The following is an 18,127-nucleotide window of genomic DNA, read 5'->3' on the forward strand; positions in this document are numbered from 1 at the left end:
CCGGACTGTAGTGGACATGCCGACTATCCGACTGCGTCTGCTGGTTGTCCTGGCTGTCCTCTTCGGCTCCGTCTCGGTGGCGGGCGTCCCGCCCGCCACCGCCGCGCCCCCTCCCGGCTCCCTCTGGTTCGACGACCCGACCGTCACCGTGCGGAACGGCCGCTTCACCGACGCCCACGGCCGCGAGGTCGTACTGCGCGGCTACAACGTCTCCGGCGAGACCAAGCTCGCCGAGAACAAGGGCCTGCCCTTCGCCTCCGTCGCCGACGCCCGCAAGTCCGCGACCGCGCTGCGTGCCCTCGGCGGCGGCAACACCGTCCGCTTCCTGCTCTCCTGGGCGTACGCCGAGCCCGAGCGCGGCCAGGTGGACACGGCCTATCTCGCCGCCGCCACCGACCAGATGAAGGCCTTCCTCGACGCCGGCATCCGCGTCTACCCCGACTTCCACCAGGACCTCTACTCCCGCTACCTGTTCGACGCCGACAGCTGGTACACGGGCGACGGCGCCCCCAAGTGGGCGGTGGACGCCGGGAACTATCCCGACGAGTCCTGCGGCATCTGCCTCTTCTGGGGGCAGAACATCACCCAGAACGAGGCCGTGAAGCGAGCCTCCTACGACTTCTGGCACAACGCGCACGGCGTGCAGGACGCGTTCCTCGCCACCGCGCAGAAGACCATGGCCTACGTTCAACAGCACCTGAGCGCCGACCAGTTCAAGGGCGTCGCGGGCTTCGACCCCTACAACGAGCCGCACGCGGGCGTCTACGACTCCGGGCAGACCAGCCGCGCCTGGGAGAAGGACGTGCTGTGGCCGTTCTACGAGAAGTTCCGCGCCCGCATGGACGCGGCCGGCTGGCGTGACAAGCCCGCCTTCGTGGAGCCGAACCTCTTCTGGAACGCCAACCTCGACTTCCAGAAGCAGGAGGGCGGCCTGCTGGACGCCGGCAAGCTCGGACCCCGCTACGTCTTCAACACCCACTTCTACGACCAGAAGGCCATCTCCGGCGTCTTCATGTGGGGCAAGGCGGCCGACGGCCAGTACGCGGGCGACTTCCGCACGGTCCGCGACCGGGCCGCCGCCGCGCGGACGGCCGCCGTGGTCAGCGAGTTCGGACACCCGCTGGCCGGCAACGTCTCAGACAAGGCGCCCACGGTCCTCAAGGCGATGTACCAGGCCCTCGACTCCCGCGTGAAGGGCGCCGACTGGTGGTCCGACCCGGCGGCCTCGGGACCGGTGCTCTCCGGCTCGCAGTGGCAGTGGGACATCTACCACGGCCGCCATCGCGAGCTGATGAACGGCAACCCCGACAAGGTCCTCACCGAGGGCGACGCCTGGAACGACGAGGACCTGTCCGCCGTACGCCTCGACGACGCGGGCAAGCCCGTGCTGCGCCAGGACGCCCGGCTCCTGGACCGCCTCTACCCGAGCGCCACGGCCGGCACGACCGTCGGCTTCACCTACGAGGACCGCTCCCGGGACGGCTCGACGACCCTGACCTGGAACCCGGTACCGAGCTCGCTGCCGAACGTGCAGCGGCTGGTGGGGTCCGGGCAGTACGGGCTGCTGCTGTGGCGCTCGGACGGCGGCCCGGCGCCGACCGAACTGCACCTGCCGGCGAGCTTCCCGACCGCCTCCACCACGGTCGTCTCCGACCTGGGCACGGTCCACGGCCCACCGGCCTACACCTCGACGACCCCGGTCGGCGTGGCGCAGGAGCCCGGTGGCACGGGAAGCCGCCGCCTGCTGCTCACCGCGCCGGACTCGGGGGTCCTGCACTACGCGCTGGTGACCAACGGGGCGACGGCTCCCTCGGCGGATCTCCTCGCCGCGGCCCGCTCCGAACTGGCGGCGTGGGCGGCGAAGGAGGTCAACCGGCGGACGGGCTAGTCCAGTCGGCCGGCACCTTGCCGAGCCGGACGCGCTGCGGGTGGTCACCGACCGGGACGGACACGACCTTCTTGCCGGTGGCGAAGTCGATGGCCGTGACCTGGTCGGTGCCGCTCTCGGAGACCACGCAGGACTTGCCGTCACCGCTGACCGTGGCCCAGTAGGGCTTGGCGGCGGTGACGAGCGGGCCCTCCTGGAGGGTGGCGCGGTCGACGACCGTGGCGTAGTCGTCCATGGTCCCCGCGACGCACAGCTTCCTGCCGTCCGGGCTCATCGAGATGCCGTGGTGGCGCGAGTCGTTGACGAACGTGGTGCGATCGTCGCTGGTCGCCGGGTTCTTCGGCAGGGTCTTGGTGCGGGTGATCTTGTCGGCGGCGAGGTCGTACTCGAGGAAGCCGTTGAAGAACGACACCTGGAAGTACAGCTTCGACTCGTCCGGCGAGAACACGGCCGGGCGCACCGCGTCGGAGTAGTCCTTGAGGCCGAGCGCGTCCAGTCGCGGACGCATGTCGATGACCTTGACCTGCTTGTACGTCGTGGCGTCGACGACCGTGATGCGCCGGTCGCCCTTCGTCCAGTCCAGCCACGGGGCGTCGGTCTGCGTGTTCACGTCGCCGATCGCCATGTTGTAGATGTACTTGCCGTCCTGGGTGAAGATGTTCTCGTGCGGCTTGTCGCCGGTGGCGAACCTGCCCAGCTCCTTGCCGGTGACGATGTCCAGCACGTGCACCGTGTTGGAGGTGGACGCCGACACCGCGACCCGCTTGCCGTCGGGGGAGACGGCCATGTGGTCGGAGCGGTAACCGGACACGGGGAAGCGCCAGTTGATGTCGCCGGTGGCCAGATCGATGGACACGACATCGGCGAAGCTCGGCCGGGAGACGACCATGGAGCCGCCGTCCGGCGTGGAGTACATGTCGTCGACGAACTGGTCGTGGCCCTCGCCGACGCTGTTGCGGATCGCCATGAAGTAGATCCACTTGATCGGATCGGCGTTGATCTCCGCCATCCGCTGGTCCTTGTCGGGGATGACGTCGATCCGGCCGATCTTCCCGAAGTCACCGGTCGATCTGATGACATCGGCGGTGCCGTCCCAGTTGTTGCCCACGAACATCACCTCGCGCAACGCGGCGGAGGCGCCCGGGGCGGCCGCCTGGGCAGTGGTCGCGGGGACGGTGGCGGTCAGGGCGAGGGCGGCGCCCAGGGAGCACAGGTGCCGTCGTCGGAAGACGGGCATGGCTGATCCCTCCTCTGCGGTGGGGTGAGGAATCTGAACACACGTGCTTTCAGAGTCAACTTACTGCAAAGTAAGGAAGGGGTGGCCTTCTCCACAAGACCGCGTGCACGACAAAATTGGTGTTCGAACGAGGAAGGGAGAGCCGGTGCCGGGCAGACTCAGAGCGCCGACCGGCCGCTACGGCGGCAAGACCGCCGAGGAGCGGCAGGCGGAGCGGCGCCGGAGGTTCCTGGACGCCGCGCTCCACCTGTTCGGCGACACCCCCGGCTTCCGCGCCACCACGGTCGCGGCGCTCAGCGAGGCCGCCGGGCTGTCCACCCGTCAGTTCTACGAGGAGTTCCGCACCCTGGAGGACGTGCTCGCCGCGCTGCACCTCCAGGTCAACGACTGGGCCGAGGCGGCGGTGCTGGAAGCCGCCGCCGGCGCGGCGGACCTGCCGCTGGTCGAGCGCGCCACGGCGATCTTCCGCGCCTACGCCGGGAACGTCGCCGCCGATCCGCGCCGGATCCGCATCACCTTCGTCGAGGTCATCGGCGTCAGCCCGCGCCTGGAGGAGCAGCGGCTCGCCCGCCGCGCCGGCTGGGTCGACCTCATCTGCGCCGAGGCCGACGCGGCCGCCGCGCGCGGGGAGGCGGCCCCGCGCGACTACCGCCTCGCGGCGACGGGCTTCATCGGCAGCGTCAACGGCCTGCTGCACGACTGGAGCGCGGGCTGGGTGGACGCGACGCTGGACGAGGTCGTCGACGAACTGGTGCGGCAGCTGCTGGGCATCCTGTGGCCGCCGGGCTGGAGCCCGCGGGACTGAGTCAGACCCGGCCCGGCCCGGGCCCGCTCGCCCCGGCCCCGGGAAAGGCCCGCCGGTAGTCCCCGGGCGACACGCCGAGGTGCTTGAGGAAGTGGTGCCGGAGGTTGTTGGCCGTGCCGAGTCCGCTGAGCTCGCCGACCTTCTCGATCGGCAGGTCCGTGGACTCCAGCAGGGACCGGGCGCGCCCGAGCCGCTGGTCCAGGAGCCACTGGAGCGGCGTGGTGCCGGTGGCCGCCTGGAGGCGCCGGTAGAACGTGCGCGGGCTCATCGCGGCCCGGCGGGCCAGGTCGGCGACGGTCAGCGGCCGGTCCAGGTGGGCCCGCGCCCAGGCGAGGACGGGGGCCAGTCCCTCGTCGTCCCGGGCCGGCACCGACAGCTCGATGAACTGCGCCTGCCCGCCCGGCCGGTGCGCGGGCACCACCATGCGGCGCGCCAGCTGGTTGGCGACGTGCGCGCCGAGGTCGCGCCGCACCAGGTGCAGGCACAGATCGAGGCCGGCGGTGAGCCCGGCGCTGGTGAGGACGTCACCCTCGTCCACGTACAGCACCGACGCGTCGACCTCCACCTTCGGGTAGCGCTCGGCGAGTTGGGCGGTGTGCATCCAGTGGGCGGTGGCGCGCCGCCCGTCCAGCAGTCCGGCCTCGGCGAGCGCGAAGGCGCCGGTGCACAGCGACACCATGCGGGCACCCGCCTCATGGGCCCGGCGCAGGGCGTCGATCAGCTCCGGCGGCAGCGGCCTGCCCTCCTCGACGCACGGGTCGGGCACCGACGGCACGACGACCGTGTCGGCGCCGACCAGGTCGTCCAGCCCGTAGGGCGTGCGCAGACTCAGCCCGTGGCCGTTCGCCTCCTCGGTCCCGACCCCGCACAGCTTCAGCTCGTACCAGGGATCGGCGAGATCGGGCTGCGGCTTGCCGAACACCGTGCAGGGGATGCTCAGTTCGTACAGGTCCCACGAGGGGACCCCGATCTCCTCGGTGACCACCACGGCCACGGAACCGGCACTCATGCCCCGAAGCGTATGGCAGGAATTTGGTGGAGGCCGTCACCGCTGTCACTGTTCCGGATCCCCGCACCCTGCGAGCGTGGTCGTACGTGATCACACGACACGTACGAACACCCATGTATGCGCGAGGAGTTGCAGCATGACCGCACGACAGCAGGCCGTCACCGTCCTGGGCCTGGGCCAGATGGGCTCGGCCCTGGCCGCCGCGCTGCTGGACCGGGGCCACCCGACCACGGTCTGGAACCGGTCCCCGGACAAGGCCCGGCCCCTGGCCGAGCGCGGCGCCCGCGCGGCCGCGACACCCCAGGAGGCGATCGCCGCGTCCCCGCTGGTCATCGCCTGCGTCCTGGACTACGCGGCGCTGCACACGGTCGTCGACCCCGTCGCGGAGGCGCTCAAGGGCAGAACCCTGGTCAACCTCACCTCGGGCTCTCCCGAGCAGGCCCAGGAGGCCGTCGCATGGGCGGGCTCCCTCGGAGCCGACTACCTCGACGGCGCCGTCATGACCACCCCGCCCGGCGTGGGCGACCCGGCCATGATGTTCCTCTACAGCGGCTCCGAGGAGGTCTTCGACACCCACCGCTCCACCCTGGCGGCCCTCGGCGACCCCCTGTACCTGGGCACCGACCCCGGCCTCGCCTCCCTCTACGACACCGCCCTGCTCGGCCTGATGTGGTCCACCATGACCGGCTGGCTGCACGGAACGGCCCTGGTCGGCGCCGAGGGGACGCCGGCCGCCGCCTTCACCCCGGTCGCGATCCGCTGGCTGACCACGGTGGGGAGCTTCCTCAGCCGGTACGCGCCCCAGGTGGACGACGGTCGCTACCCGGGCGACGACGCCACCGTCGACGTGCAGATCGCGGCCATCGACCATCTGATCCACGCGGCGGCGGCCCGGGGCGTCGACAACGCCCTGCCCGAGCTGCTGAAGACCGCGATGGAGAAGGCGAGCGCCGCGGGCCACGGCCAGGACAGCTACGCCAGCCTGATCGAGGTGCTGCGCCCCGCACCGAGGGGCTGAGCGGGCCAGGACTTGTTCCGTGAAGACCTTCGAGTCAACGGGACCGTGACGGGCTGCCGCCCGCTCTGCTCGCGCGTCGGCCGGGTGCGAGGGTGCTCCAGGCTGGCAACGCGCTCTGCCCGCGCCCGCGCGGGTGCGTGATGACCGGCCGGTGCCCCGGCAGCCGCCGTCGGCGATCACGGTGGTGCGGCCGACGGCGGCCTGGCTCCGGACAGTGCCCAGGCCTCGCAGCCGTTGCGGTCGCCGGACGACGGTCGGCCGCCCACGACGACGCGCCGGGTGCGTCGGCGCCGGTGACGACCTGATGGTCGGTGGAGCAGCGGCAGTTCGCCGACCGCTCGGCCACCGTGTGGTCGCGGGTGGGAACCAGGGTTCCGTCCATGATGAGCACCGGTGTCCTTGCGAAACCGCCCGCCGGGCTTGAGCGCGAGCAGGGGACCAAGGTCGCCGATGATGCGGTCAGCTGCGGCAGTGACCCGGGTCAGTCGAAGAGGGCGACGACTCCGTTCACCCAGATCGCGAGGAACGCCAGGGCCCCCACCAGGCAGCCGACACCCGTCAGCACACCGCCGATCGTCCACGGCTCGGAGGGCGCCTCGTACTTGTCCTCCATGCCGTCCCGGTAGGAGGCCGGATCGTCCCAGTCGACGGGGTGCCCCAGCTCCTCGGCGCAGGCGGTCCGCACTGCGACCAGTTGCCCCTCCGCGAAGGCGGTGGCAGCCATCGCCTCGGGGCCGCGCCAGGCGAGGGCCTTCATCCGCCACCCGGGAGACCCGTACCGCGCTTCGAAGGCGGCGGTCTCGTCGGCGTCGCGGTCCTCTTCGAGGTACATCCAGCGTCCGGCCTCGGCGGCGTCGCCGTAGAGCCGGTACACCTCGGCCAGACGACGGCGGAGCGTCAGGTCGTACGGGAAGGACGAGACGAGACCGCGCAAACGCTGGCGCGCGACGGGAACCCGGCCGGCGGCCAGGTCCGCGTCGACTCGGGCGAGGGTCTTGCTCAGGGGCATGAACACATGATCGGGTACCGCACTGATCCACGTCGACCTGGTTTGTCGCTCAGCACTCGCCCGCTCTCGACGGCATCGGCCGAACCCCACTGAGACGGGACACCCTCACGTACGGGACCGTGCTCAGCCCGACGCCAGCACCACGAAGTCCACCGCCGCCACCAGTGCGAGCCCCAGCAGCACGACGGCCAGGACCCGCGCCCGGAGCGCGCGGTACACCGCCTCGTACTCGCCCCGCAGTTCCTCCCCGCGCCGTGCCGTCCGCTGCCAGGAGGCCCGGGCGAGGGCGAGGTGCTCCGCCGCGAACCGCCGCTCCACCTCCGCCCGTTCCGCCTCCGGCAACCAGTCGAGCCCCGACGCGAAGCGGGCGGCCGCAACGCGGGCCTCCTCATGGGCCGCGGCGGCGAGCAGATGGCCCTCCACCTCGCTGTGGAACGCCCGCAGATCCATCGCAGGCTCGTCCATCGCGGTCATCGCAGCGTCAGCTCCCGCTCCGCTGCCGCGACCTCCGCATGGTGCGGGTCGAACGCCGGGGACTCGCTGCGGATCCTGGGCAGGGCGACGAAGTTGTGGCGGGGCGGCGGGCAGGAGGTGGCCCACTCCAGGGAGCGGCCGTAGCCCCACGGGTCGTCGGCCGAGACCCGCTCGCCGTACTTCGCCGTCTTCCAGACGTTGTAGAAGAACGGCAGCATCGACATCCCGAGCAGGAACGAGAAGACGCTCGACACCGTGTTGAGCGGCGTCAAACCCTCCACCGCCAGGTAGTCGGGGATCCGCCGCTGCATACCCTGCGCACCCAGCCAGTGCTGGACCAGGAACGTGCCGTGGAAGCCGGTGAACAGCGTCCAGAACGTCATCTTGCCGAGGCGCTCGTCCAGCATCTTCCCGGTGAACTTCGGCCACCAGAAGTGGAAGCCGGAGAACATCGCGAACACGACCGTCCCGAAGACGACGTAGTGGAAGTGCGCGACCACGAAGTACGAGTCGGAGACGTGGAAGTCGAGAGGCGACGAGGCCAGCAGCACGCCCGTCAGCCCGCCGAACACGAACGTGATCAGGAAGCCGGTCGCCCAGAGCATCGGCGTCTCGAAGGACAGCGAGCCCTTCCACATCGTGCCGATCCAGTTGAAGAACTTCACACCGGTCGGGACGGCGATGAGGAACGTCATGAAGGAGAAGAACGGCAGCAGCACACCGCCGGTGACGTACATGTGGTGCGCCCACACCGTCACGGACAGACCCGCGATCGCGATGGTCGCGCCGATCAGACCCGTGTAACCGAACATCGGCTTGCGGGAGAAGACCGGGATGACCTCGGAGATGATCCCGAAGAACGGCAGGGCGATGATGTACACCTCTGGATGGCCGAAGAACCAGAAGAGGTGTTGCCACAGCAACGCGCCGCCGTTGGCGGAGTCGAAGACGTGGGCGCCGAACTTGCGGTCCGCCTCCAGGGCGAACAGCGCGGCCGCGAGGACCGGGAAGGCGAGCAGGACCAGCACACCGGTCAGCAGCACGTTCCAGGTGAAGATCGGCATGCGGAACATCGTCATGCCCGGGGCGCGCATGCAGATGATCGTGGTGATGAAGTTGACCGAGCCGAGGATGGTGCCGAAGCCGGAGAAGGCCAGACCCATGATCCACATGTCGGCGCCGATGCCGGGGGAGCGGACCGCGTCCGAGAGCGGGCTGTAGGCGAACCAGCCGAAGTCGGCCGCGCCCTGCGGCGTGAGGAAGCCGCCCACCGCGATCAGCGAGCCGAACAGGTACAGCCAGTAGGCGAACATGTTCAGCCGCGGGAACGCCACGTCCGGCGCGCCGATCTGCAGCGGCATGATCCAGTTCGCGAAGCCGGCGAACAGCGGCGTCGCGAACATCAGCAGCATGATCGTGCCGTGCATCGTGAACGCCTGGTTGAACTGCTCGTTCGACATGATCTGCAGACCAGGCCGGGCGAGCTCGGCGCGCATGAACAGCGCCATCACGCCACCGATGACGAAGAACGCGAACGACGTCGCCAGGTACAGCGTGCCGATCGTCTTGTGATCCGTGGTCGTCAGCCACTTCAGGTGCCTCATGCCCCGCCTGTGTCCGAGCCCGGCCCGGACGTCACACTTCATGGACGCGACGAGCATCACCAGAACCGGGTGTGACGATCGCGAAGGTGCCGGACACGAACGGAACATGAGCAACGACGAGATCTTCGCCGCTGCCTACCGCGAGCACTACTGGGCGGTCAGCCGCTACGTCGCACGGCGACTGGACGGGCGGACCGGCGAGGTGGAGGAAGTGGTGGCGGAGGTGTTCACGGTCGCCTGGCGGCGCCGCGCCGACCTGCCGGACACCCCGCTGCCCTGGCTGTACGGCGTGGCGCGCAACTGCCTGGCCAACGCGGTGCGCGGCCACGGACGCCGCCGCCGGCTCGTCGACCGGCTCGGCAACGACGACACCGTGCACGGACGGCACATCGCGGCGGGCCCCGAGGCCGACACACCGGGCGCCTGGGTGCACGAGGCGCTCGCCCGGCTCTCCCCGGCCGACCAGGAAGTGCTGCGCCTGACGGCCTGGGAGGAACTCGGCGTCGACGAGGTCGCCGTCGCCCTCGGCTGCGGCCGACGGGCCGCCGCCATGCGGCTGCACCGGGCCCGGCGCCGCCTCAGAGCCGAGATCGACCGCATGCGCCCCGAGCCCCCGATCGCCGAGCACCCCTGCATGACCGCCCCGAAGGAACACGGCCATGGCTGACGAACTCGAACTGCTGCGCGGCGCCGACCCGGTGCCGCCCGACGGCCCCCACTTCGGCGACGGCCCCTTGGACCACCACGCCGAGCGCCTGCTCGCGCAACTGCTCCGGGACCGGCCCGCCGGGCGGCACCGGGACCGGCTGCTGCCCGGGCCGGGCCGGGTGCGGCCGGGGCCCGGCCGGCTGCGGCTGGCCTGGGGCCTGGTCGCCACGGCCGTCGTCGCCGCCCTCACCGTCACCCCCATGCTGAGCGGCCCGAACACCACACCCGCGGTCGCCGCCCCCCGCCCGCTGGTGATCCAGACCGGGTCCACACCCGTACCCCTGGACCGGCTGGCCGAGCGCGCCGCCGCGGCGGCCGGGGCCGACGGCGCGCCCCGCCTGAGCAAGGGGACGCACGTGCAGTCCTGGAGCATGGGCATGTCGGACGACAAACCGCCGATCACCCTGGCCGAGGAACGCATCGTGCGCTGGCGGGCCGACGGCAGCCACACCGAGCTGGTCGTGGCGACCGACCCGAGGCACCCGGGTCGCCCGGTCCTCTCCGACGCGGGCGGCGAACCGCACCTCCTCGACGACGGGCACGTCCTCGTAGACCAGACGTATCCGCCGAGCTGGAGCGACGCCCCGCCCCAGTCCCCGCCGCCGCACGACCCCGCCCGGCTGCGCGCCTATCTGACGGAGGCCCAGTACTCCGACACCCCGCTGACCACGCCCCAACTGCTGGACGCCGTCGCGGTGCTGCTCGACCACTGGACCCTCGGCGCCCGGGAGACCGCGGCGCTCGCCCGCCTCCTGGCCGACACCGGAGGGCTGCGGCCCGCCGGCCAGGTGACCGACCGCCTCGGGCGACGCGGTCAGGCGTACGTGTCCGACGGCCCCGGCGGCCGGCGCATGCTGATCATGGACCCGGCCACCGGCGCCGTCCTCGGCCTGGAGACCACCTTCACCGCCGACGAGCCCGAGGTCGGCGTCAAGAAGGGCGACGTGATGTCGTACAGCGCCTGGATGCGCTGATCGCGCCCCGCGCTCACCGAGCCGCCGGGCGGCGGTGTCCACGGTCTGCTCCGGCAGCGTCGCGATCTGATCTCCCCGACGCCGCCCGGCACCGGCATGATCAGCGAGGTCCGCTCCAAAGCGGAGCCGAAGTCGACGGCGCCCACGTTGCCCGCGTGTGCCCGGCGTCGATCACGACGGCCCCGGGCCTTGCCCTCGAAGGTGCCGCAACTGCCGCAGAGGGCCCGTGCAAAAGCCGTGGTCGTGGCAACGGTCCCAGACCGCCCGACCGGGGCCCCAGCCCACAGATGGCACCGGTAGTCGTCGAAGCGGCCCGTCCGGCGAGGCGGACGGTTCAGGTAGCGGCCGCTCTCGTACCGGACGTATGCCTCGACCGGCCGCACCTGATAGCCCAGCTCCCTCGCGTACGCCACGGCGAGTGTCGCGTGCCAGGCCGGGTCCTCGGGGCGCTCGCCCTTCGGCGTGAGCGCGACGCCTACCTGACCACGAGGGTTGACCTCGGCGTGCACGCTCGAACCACGCCCGCAAACCGTCCGTCACACCCTATTGCGTGAGCTGTTACCGCCGAAGAAGGAGAACCTGTGCATTTGGAGAACCATTGCCATCTCCAGCAGGCAAGTTGATGGCTGAAAATCTCGATGCAAGCCTGCTCGCTGTGTCCCATGAATCAGAAGTGGTCAGTGGGACGAAGGAAGAAACCACAAGCACTGCAGCGACAGCCCTTGCGGCGGAGACAGGCTGGGGTATGAACTATGATGCACCGCTCCAGGACGCAAGAGGTGTCACCGGTTTGATATCTGCGGGGGGTTGTCATGGATCTTGACGAGGTCGCAACTGTCGTGGCGGCCGTTGCCGCTACCGGGGCCGTCCAGGGACTCAGTGAAGATGCGGCCCGCTCAGCAGTTGCGCGCCTCCGCGAACGTCTCCGCCAGGCATTTCGGTGTGACGAGGGGGCAACAGCAGCGTTGGAACGGACAAATCCTGAAACTGGAGGCCGGGAGACCTTGCCCCTTTCCGTCGCCATCGCTCAACGCATGCAACAGGACGCGCAGTTCGCCACAGAAATGGTGCGGTGGGTCGATTCGAACCTCGCACGAAATAATGCGGCGGCACAACAGTTCATACACGCTGCACGCGATGCCTACGTCGCCGGCAACGACTTGACGATCCACCGAGGCCGGGGAGCGTGACACCCCGCGGCAGGGCGTGGGGCTGTGACACGCGGCTGCGGAGGCAGTCATGGATGATCCTTTACACCGACAGGACCTGAAAGCCGCCCGGGATGGCTTCGTCGCAGGCCGGGATCTACATGTGCATTTAGCACCAGAACGGCCGACCGACGCCAGCCTCAAAGCCGAGGCGGCGTCGCTGCTCAACCCGCCTCTGGGGCGACTGCCGCCCCAGGTGCACGGTCGTGACGCACTCCTGCAGCGACTGCAGCACGAGCTGGACGAGCCCAGCGCGAGGGTGCATCTGTTGTGTGGGCTGGGCGGAGTTGGAAAATCCACGGTGGCATTGCACGTCGCAGCGCACGCCCGCCGTCAAGGACGATCCGTTTGGTGGGTTTACGCCTCCAACGCGTCGACGTTGGTGGACTCTATGCTCGCTTTGGCAGCCGGGCTAGGAGCAGGCGCAGGAGAAGTGGAGGCCGCACGGGCTGGTCGACTCGACCCATCCGATGTCCTGTGGAGACAGTTGGAAATGCGCTCTGGGTGGCTCCTGGTTTTTGACAACGCTGATGATGTCGCCGCGTTATCGGTGTCCGGACGCCTTGCGGGCGACGGCAATGGGTGGCTCAGGATCTCGCAGTCCGGCACGATTCTGATCACCAGCCGGGACGGCCATGCGCATCACTGGGGAGCGCATACGTTGATGCACCCCCTTCCGTGGCTGAGCGACGAGGCCGGAGCACGAATACTTCTCGACCTCGCGCCCCGATGCGGTTCTTCGGAGGACGCACAACGTCTATCGTCTCGCGTGGGCGGCCTGCCCCTAGCGTTGCATCATATCGGCTACTACTTGTCCTCCCCGTTTGCGCCTGAGGAGTCCTTCGCTGAATTGTCAGATGTATTCAATGAACGGTTCTCCGGTGTCCTGGCAACGGGTGTGCACCGACGCGAACTCGTGACCCAGACATGGGGACTCTCCCTGCAGCAGCTTGCACGCCAGTCCATACCGCAGGCACGGTCACTGTTGGAAGTGCTAGCCAGATTCGCTCCCGGCGTGCCTCTTCCCGTTCGTCTGCTCAGCCAGACAGTGTTGGCTGGTGTCTGCAAGGACGAGCAATATGACGGCGTCCGGCAGGGCTTGGAGGCGCTGCATCATGTTGGGCTGGTCGAGGTCCGTGACACACCAGGATCTACGCAACAGCCCGCTTGGTCGCCCGGAGTCGTCCTGCATCCCCTGGTCGCGGAAGTTTTCCGAAGGTGTACCGACGACATCGGAACTGGCTGCCCCACTGGCGACCTGACCACGTCTGCAGCGGTGAAGTACGCGCAAGAGATACTCGGTGCTGCGGATTGCGGTGATCCGGAGGATGCTGGCGCCTGGTCCCGATTCGGCCAGCTGACTTCCCATTTCGAAGAACTCGTTACTGCTGTATCTTCGTGCGGCTCGGAAAAATTTCGTACGCAGGCACTGAAGCAATGTCGCTACCTATATTTAGCCGGCTACTACGCGAGAGCCCGCGACTTGGCCGACCGAATTATCACACATTGGCGCTACTGCCTTCCGGAAGATCATCTCGATCTGCAGGTGGCGCAAAACCGACTCGGGGCGGCACTTACAATGCTCGATGAAAACGTGCGGGCGAAAGAAATCTTCGAGGGTATACTTCGAAATAGGGTGCGCACACTCGAGGAGGGGCACCGGGATGTTCTGACCATCAAGAACAATCTGGCCGTGGCCATCAAGAACCTGGGCGAATATGTTACAGCGCGGGACCTGCTCCGGGAGGTCACGCAGCAGAGTGTTCACACAATGGGCCCTGCAGACCCATTCTTTCTGAGAGTTCAGGACAATCTGGCGAAGGTTCTCATTCTGATGGGGGAATTTGAGGAGGCGTACACATTAAGCAAGGATGTGCTCTCGCGTCGACAGGTGCTTCTCGGGCCGCAGCATCCGGACACCCTCGGTACGGCGCATCGCCTAGGCCAAGCTCTTTATGGTCTTGAGCGATACAAGGAAGCTCATGCTAATTTGCTGCGCTCGCTCAGGGACTGCGAAAGAGTTATCGGCAGTCAACACCCTGAAACCATGACAGTGGCATCTGATCTGGCTCGCGTCATTTGGGACATCGGTGACCATGCCTCTGCGGTCAGCCTGCTCGCGCAGGTTACGGATCGGCGACATCGACTCCTTGGTGCAAAGCACCCGGACTACATACAGGGCAAGAGCCTGCTGACCTGCTGGATGAACAGCGTCGAGCGCAACACGGATGCGACCGCGTAGCGTCAACGGATTCCATGGATATCAGTCCATCCGGTCTTCGATCTTTAGATGATCCAGGAACTGCCGCCATGCTTGACCGTAAAAAACAACCATGGCAGCAGAATCTTTGGCATCACGCACAAGTACATGACCGGCAACAGCATCTCGCGCTACTGCAACGCACTCACCAGAGCCCTCGCAGTATGTCGATGTTACAAAGGCATGCTCTCCAGACATCTCCTCCGCCCTCCACGTCCTTCTCAGCAGCATGGGAGCAAAATGCCGTCGATGGCAAGAGGCGTAATCGGCCGGGAGTGCAGATCAGGGGGCTCCGAGTGCCGTACGCGGCAGGACTTTTCACCGCAGCTCTGATCGCTCTGCCGGACTGCACCACGTCGGAGTCGGAGGCCTCGGCACAGGGCTGGCCGGCGCGCACAGCTGAAGTAAGTTCCGCAGCTGCGGTCTGCTTCCGCCGGGTCGGCAAGGCCCTCGCGATTCCTCCGGGGACCGCGTCCGGCTCGCCCAGCGGCCTGCGCAAAGTCGCGCCTGCTCCGCGATGCCTGGCACGCTCACCCCAACTCTCGACGCCGCTCGAGCAGGGGACCGCCATGACGCCGCAGGGCCCGCCCTCCTCGCGAACGACGCGGCGGGATTGCGGACCACCGCCAGGTCTTGGGGTTCGGTCGAACCTGTTCAACCGCCTGCCCGTCGATGGGCCGACCCCCGTGTCGAGGGATCGTTCCTCGTCCCGGAAGTTCAGGGAACCGGGCGTCACCGTGGTCATCGCGTTACCTGGTGCGTCGTCGCGATCGTGGGGACCGAGCGTGGTCCCGCCTACCGCTCTTTGGCGCACGTGGGAGCCGTCCACGCTCGCCGTGGTCGTCGGCGCGCCCCGAAGGCGGGATGGCCTTCAGGGCGAACGGCAGGGTTCCGGTTCAGGCGTTGTAGCCACCGTGGGCGTCCAGCATCGCGCCCGTGACGTACGACGCGGTGGGGCTCGCCAGAAAGGCGATGGCCGCAGCGATTTCTGCGGGGTGCCCCCTGCGTTGCAGGGAGAGCGAACTGAGCAGGACCTTGAGGGTCTCGGGGTCCGGTCCTTCCATGCCGCCCTCCATCAGTCCGGCCTCCACGACGTTGGCCGTGATGCCCCGGGGCCCGAGGTCCCGTGCGACCCCCGGATCATCGTGCCGGTAACCAAGGTCAACGCCCGGGCAGGAGCGCCCCCAGACAGGGAGCGCTCGTTGATCTCGTCGCCTCGCCCAGGCGCACGGCATCGGCTTCCGCGGCGCGGCTCCCCGGTGGTGCCCCACCTCAGCGCCACTCACGGCCCCGTGCCGCTCCGATCGAGTGCCGCCTACTCGTCCCAGGCCTGCACCAGTGTCTGCTCGGCGATCTTGCCGTCCCGCAGCGAGAGCATGGACTCGGACAGCACGCGCACCCCGTCCGCGTACTCGCAGCTCTCGCTGTACGCGGCCTCGTCGCCCTGGATGACGCACCGCTCCAGCTTGTGCGTCATGTCGCGGCTGTAGACGTCCTCCAGCATCCGGCCGATCTCGTCCCGCCCGTGCAGGACCTTGGGGTGGCTGGGCTGCGTCGTGTGGTCCACGATGCGGAACTCCGCGTCGTCGGCGTAGAGCGAGAGCAGGATGTCCGGGTTATCCCCTTCCAGGCCACGGCGGAGTGTCTCTCTGTCGAAGGCGGGGTCTGCGGCGTTTGTCATGATGACCTCCTTCGAAGGGCCTCTCTCCCGAGCCTCCCCCCGCCCGGCGGGCTCGGCAAGCGCAGCGGACGCTGGGCCTGACGGGTGAGCGGCACCGTCCACCCGTGTCCGCCGGGGGCCCGCCGGCGTTGCGACAGGCATGATCTCAACACGACGTATCGTCGCCGCCGTTGGTCTCGCCGCGGGTGTCACCGGCCTCGCCGCGCCGATGGCCCAGGCGGCCGACGCCGAGGCGAAGAGCCCGCTCAGCCCGATGGCCACGCTCGACTCGCTGACCGTGAGCGACATCCCCGCCGAGCACAAGGACGAGATCCCGCGGCCCTCCTCGCAGCTGGCCGGGCTCAACCGCCTCAACGACCTCAACCAGCTGAACCAGGTCGTCGGCCTGGTCTCCCCGGTCTTCGGCTTCGTCCCGAACGTCCGCTGACGCCTCCGCGTACCTGAGGGCCGCCCCGAACCGGGCGGCCCTCACGCACACCCGCGCTCAGTCCGCCGCGGCCAGGAACTGCGTCGCCGCCAGCTCCGCGTAGAGCGGGTCGGCCGTCACCAGCTCGCGGTGCGTGCCCACGGCCCGGACCCGGCCCGCGTCCATCACCACGATCCGGTCGGCCATCGTCACCGTCGACAGCCGGTGCGCCACCACCAGGACCGTGGTCGTCCGGGCCACGTCGGCGACGGTGTCGCGCAGCGCCGCCTCGTTCACCGCGTCGAGCTGCGAGGTGGCCTCGTCGAGCAGCAGCAGCCGGGGCCGGCGCAGCAGCGCGCGGGCGATCGCGACCCGCTGCCGCTCACCGCCCGACAGCTTCGTGCCCCGGTGCCCGACGAGCGTGTCGAGACCGGCGGGGAGCCGGGCGACGAGGCCGTCCAGACGGGTCGTCTTCAGCACCCGCGCGAGCGCGTCGTCGTCCGCCTCCGGATTGCCCAGCAGCAGGTTGTCCCGCAGCGAGCCCGACAGGACCGGCGCGTCCTGCTCCACATAGCCGATCGCGGCGCGCAGCCGCGGCAGCTCCCAGTCGGACAGGTCCCGGCCGTCCAGCCGGATCACTCCGGAGTCGGGGTCGTAGAACCGCTCGATCAACGAGAACACGGTGGTCTTGCCCGCGCCGGACGGGCCCACGAACGCCGTCATGCCCTGCGCGGGCACGGTGAACGTCACGCCGTGGTGGACGTACGGCAGGTCCTCGGCGTAGCGGAAGCGCACGTCCTCGAAGGCCAGCTCCGCCGGGGGCGTGCCCGCGGCGGGCAGCGGCGCGGCCGCGGCGGCCGGCTCGGCGGGCAGCCGCAGCGCCTCCTGGATGCGGGTGAGGGCCGCGGCGCCCGTCTGGTACTGCGTGACGGCGCCGACGACCTGCTGTATCGGCGACATCAGATAGAAGACGAACAGCAGGAACGCGACCAGCGTGCCCACGTCGATCGCGCCGGTCGCCACACGCGCGCCGCCCACCGCGAGCACCGTGATGAAGGCGATCTGCATGGCCAGCCCCGCCGTGTTGCCCGCGGCCGCCGACCACTTGGCGGCCCGCACGCTCTGCCGCCACGACTCCTGCGCCGCCTCGTGCAGCGTGCGCTCCTCCCGGTGCTCGGCACCGGACGCCTTCACCGTGCGCAGGGCGCCGAGGATCCGCTCGAGCGAGGCGCCCATGACACCCACCGCGTCCTGCGCCTGCCGGCTCGCCTTGTTGATCCGCGGCACGATCACGCCGAGGATCACGCCCGCGCCCACGATCACGGCCAGCGTGACGCCCAGCAGCACGGGCTCCACGAGGCCCATCATCACCACCGTCGCGACGAGCGTGAGACCGCCCGTGCCCAGCCCGACCAGCGAGTCGGTGGTGACCGCGCGCAGCAGGGTGGTGTCCGAGGTGATGCGGGCCATCAGATCGCCGGGCTCGCTGCGGTCCACGGCCGTGATCCGCAGCCGCAGCAGATACGACGACAGGGCGCGCCGCGCGCCGAGCACCACCGACTCGGCGGTGCGCTGCAACACGTACGAACCCAGCGCGCCCACCGCCGCGTTCGTCACGACCAGGGCCGACATGGCCAGCAGCGCGCCGGTGATGGCCCGGTCGTGCGCCAGATCGTCGATGAGGTCCCGCGCCACCAGCGGCAGCAGCAGCCCGGTCGCCCCCGTGACCAGCGCGAGCACGGCACCGGCGATCAGGGACCAGCGGTGCGGCCGTACGTATCCGAGGAGCTGTCGCCAGGGAGGTGTGGCGGTCTCGGTCTCTGCGATGGTCACGTCGCTCCTTCGG

General features: G+C 69.4%; 15 protein-coding genes and 1 pseudogene. 7 read left to right on the forward strand and 9 right to left on the reverse strand.

What is annotated here, in order from left to right:
• Nucleotides 1-16 precede the first annotated feature (16 nt).
• Nucleotides 17-1,888 carry a cellulase family glycosylhydrolase gene (locus C1703_RS37785; RefSeq protein WP_114257798.1) on the forward strand — a complete coding sequence of 624 codons (1,872 nt, stop codon included), beginning with the start codon at nt 17-19 and terminating at the stop codon, nt 1,886-1,888.
• Here C1703_RS37785 and C1703_RS37790 read toward each other — a convergent pair.
• Nucleotides 1,869-3,125: a PQQ-binding-like beta-propeller repeat protein gene (locus C1703_RS37790; RefSeq protein WP_114257054.1), complete on the reverse strand. Its 1,257-nt coding sequence runs from the start codon at nt 3,123-3,125 to the stop codon at nt 1,869-1,871. The genes C1703_RS37785 and C1703_RS37790 overlap by 20 nt on opposite strands.
• Nucleotides 3,126-3,270: 145 nt before the next feature.
• Between C1703_RS37790 and C1703_RS37795 the strand changes: the two genes are divergently transcribed.
• Nucleotides 3,271-3,930 carry a TetR/AcrR family transcriptional regulator gene (locus tag C1703_RS37795; protein WP_114257055.1) on the forward strand — a complete coding sequence of 220 codons (660 nt, stop codon included), beginning with the start codon at nt 3,271-3,273 and terminating at the stop codon, nt 3,928-3,930.
• Nucleotide 3,931: 1 nt separating this feature from the next.
• Here C1703_RS37795 and C1703_RS37800 read toward each other — a convergent pair whose 3' ends face one another.
• On the reverse strand, nt 3,932-4,939 hold the full coding sequence (locus tag C1703_RS37800) for a helix-turn-helix domain-containing protein (protein ID WP_114257056.1): 1,008 nt from the start codon (nt 4,937-4,939) through the stop codon (nt 3,932-3,934).
• Nucleotides 4,940-5,075: 136 nt separating this feature from the next.
• On the opposite strand from C1703_RS37800, the gene C1703_RS37805 reads away from it, so the two are divergent.
• A complete protein-coding gene (locus C1703_RS37805) occupies nt 5,076-5,957 on the forward strand; it encodes an NAD(P)-dependent oxidoreductase (RefSeq protein ID WP_114257057.1) in 882 nt (293 codons plus the stop codon).
• Between the two features lie 147 nt (nt 5,958-6,104).
• On the opposite strand, the pseudogene C1703_RS37810 reads toward C1703_RS37805, so the two are convergent.
• The 4 genes and pseudogenes from C1703_RS37810 to ctaD all read right to left on the reverse strand — a co-directional run.
• Nucleotides 6,105-6,427, reverse strand: a pseudogene (locus C1703_RS37810) (IS5/IS1182 family transposase); the annotation flags it as partial.
• A gap of 11 nt (nt 6,428-6,438) precedes the next feature.
• Nucleotides 6,439-6,966 carry a DUF6584 family protein gene (locus tag C1703_RS37815; protein ID WP_114257799.1) on the reverse strand — a complete coding sequence of 176 codons (528 nt, stop codon included), beginning with the start codon at nt 6,964-6,966 and terminating at the stop codon, nt 6,439-6,441.
• A 123-nt stretch (nt 6,967-7,089) separates the two neighbouring features.
• Nucleotides 7,090-7,431, reverse strand: a complete 342-nt coding sequence (locus C1703_RS37820) for a hypothetical protein (protein WP_343236418.1) — start codon at nt 7,429-7,431, stop codon at nt 7,090-7,092.
• A 5-nt stretch (nt 7,432-7,436) separates the two neighbouring features.
• On the reverse strand, nt 7,437-9,044 hold the full coding sequence (gene ctaD / locus C1703_RS37825) for a cytochrome c oxidase subunit I (RefSeq protein WP_114257800.1): 1,608 nt from the start codon (nt 9,042-9,044) through the stop codon (nt 7,437-7,439).
• Nucleotides 9,045-9,150: 106 nt separating this feature from the next.
• Between ctaD and C1703_RS37830 the strand changes: the two genes are divergently transcribed.
• The 3 genes from C1703_RS37830 (at nt 9,151) to fxsT (ending at nt 14,176) form a co-directional block, all read left to right on the forward strand.
• Complete coding sequence (locus C1703_RS37830; RefSeq protein ID WP_114257059.1) at nt 9,151-9,711, forward strand: sigma-70 family RNA polymerase sigma factor; 561 nt, start codon at nt 9,151-9,153, stop codon at nt 9,709-9,711.
• Nucleotides 9,704-10,726, forward strand: coding sequence for a CU044_5270 family protein (locus tag C1703_RS37835; protein WP_114257060.1), 1,023 nt, complete (start codon nt 9,704-9,706; stop codon nt 10,724-10,726). Before C1703_RS37830 ends, C1703_RS37835 begins: the two co-directional genes overlap by 8 nt.
• A 1,239-nt stretch (nt 10,727-11,965) precedes the next feature.
• On the forward strand, nt 11,966-14,176 hold the full coding sequence (gene fxsT / locus C1703_RS37840) for an FxSxx-COOH system tetratricopeptide repeat protein (protein WP_114257061.1): 2,211 nt from the start codon (nt 11,966-11,968) through the stop codon (nt 14,174-14,176).
• 914 nt (nt 14,177-15,090) lie between these two features.
• Here the strand turns inward: fxsT and C1703_RS37850 are convergent.
• Nucleotides 15,091-15,429 carry an SDR family oxidoreductase gene (locus tag C1703_RS37850; protein WP_269803238.1) on the reverse strand — a complete coding sequence of 113 codons (339 nt, stop codon included), beginning with the start codon at nt 15,427-15,429 and terminating at the stop codon, nt 15,091-15,093.
• Nucleotides 15,430-15,509: 80 nt separating this feature from the next.
• A complete protein-coding gene (locus C1703_RS37855) occupies nt 15,510-15,875 on the reverse strand; it encodes a nuclear transport factor 2 family protein (RefSeq protein WP_114257062.1) in 366 nt (121 codons plus the stop codon).
• A 139-nt stretch (nt 15,876-16,014) separates the two neighbouring features.
• Here C1703_RS37855 and C1703_RS37860 point away from each other — a divergent pair, with 139 nt between their 5' ends.
• Complete coding sequence (locus C1703_RS37860) at nt 16,015-16,302, forward strand: hypothetical protein (protein WP_114257063.1); 288 nt, start codon at nt 16,015-16,017, stop codon at nt 16,300-16,302.
• A gap of 57 nt (nt 16,303-16,359) precedes the next feature.
• Here the strand turns inward: C1703_RS37860 and C1703_RS37865 are convergent, their stop codons facing one another.
• Entirely contained in the window at nt 16,360-18,114 is a 1,755-nt protein-coding gene (locus C1703_RS37865) for an ABC transporter ATP-binding protein (protein ID WP_114257064.1), read from the reverse strand.
• Nucleotides 18,115-18,127: the final 13 nt, after the last annotated feature.

Source organism: Streptomyces sp. Go-475 (genome assembly GCF_003330845.1).
Lineage (GTDB): Bacteria > Actinomycetota > Actinomycetes > Streptomycetales > Streptomycetaceae > Streptomyces.

Excerpts from the sequence above, each read along its gene's own strand:
- C1703_RS37860 (WP_114257063.1), top strand. The coding sequence starts at position 16,015 with ATGATCTCAACACGACGTATCGTCGCCGCCGTTGGTCTCGCCGCGGGT.
- C1703_RS37805 (WP_114257057.1), top strand. The coding sequence starts at position 5,076 with ATGACCGCACGACAGCAGGCCGTCACCGTCCTGGGCCTGGGCCAGATG.
- C1703_RS37815 (WP_114257799.1), bottom strand. The coding sequence starts at position 6,966 with ATGCCCCTGAGCAAGACCCTCGCCCGAGTCGACGCGGACCTGGCCGCC.
- C1703_RS37800 (WP_114257056.1), bottom strand. The coding sequence starts at position 4,939 with ATGAGTGCCGGTTCCGTGGCCGTGGTGGTCACCGAGGAGATCGGGGTC.
- ctaD (WP_114257800.1), bottom strand. The coding sequence starts at position 9,044 with ATGAGGCACCTGAAGTGGCTGACGACCACGGATCACAAGACGATCGGC.
- fxsT (WP_114257061.1), top strand. The coding sequence starts at position 11,966 with ATGGATGATCCTTTACACCGACAGGACCTGAAAGCCGCCCGGGATGGC.
- C1703_RS37850 (WP_269803238.1), bottom strand. The coding sequence starts at position 15,429 with ATGCCGTGCGCCTGGGCGAGGCGACGAGATCAACGAGCGCTCCCTGTC.
- C1703_RS37830 (WP_114257059.1), top strand. The coding sequence starts at position 9,151 with ATGAGCAACGACGAGATCTTCGCCGCTGCCTACCGCGAGCACTACTGG.
- C1703_RS37790 (WP_114257054.1), bottom strand. The coding sequence starts at position 3,125 with ATGCCCGTCTTCCGACGACGGCACCTGTGCTCCCTGGGCGCCGCCCTC.
- C1703_RS37835 (WP_114257060.1), top strand. The coding sequence starts at position 9,704 with ATGGCTGACGAACTCGAACTGCTGCGCGGCGCCGACCCGGTGCCGCCC.
- C1703_RS37855 (WP_114257062.1), bottom strand. The coding sequence starts at position 15,875 with ATGACAAACGCCGCAGACCCCGCCTTCGACAGAGAGACACTCCGCCGT.
- C1703_RS37785 (WP_114257798.1), top strand. The coding sequence starts at position 17 with ATGCCGACTATCCGACTGCGTCTGCTGGTTGTCCTGGCTGTCCTCTTC.
- C1703_RS37820 (WP_343236418.1), bottom strand. The coding sequence starts at position 7,431 with ATGGACGAGCCTGCGATGGATCTGCGGGCGTTCCACAGCGAGGTGGAG.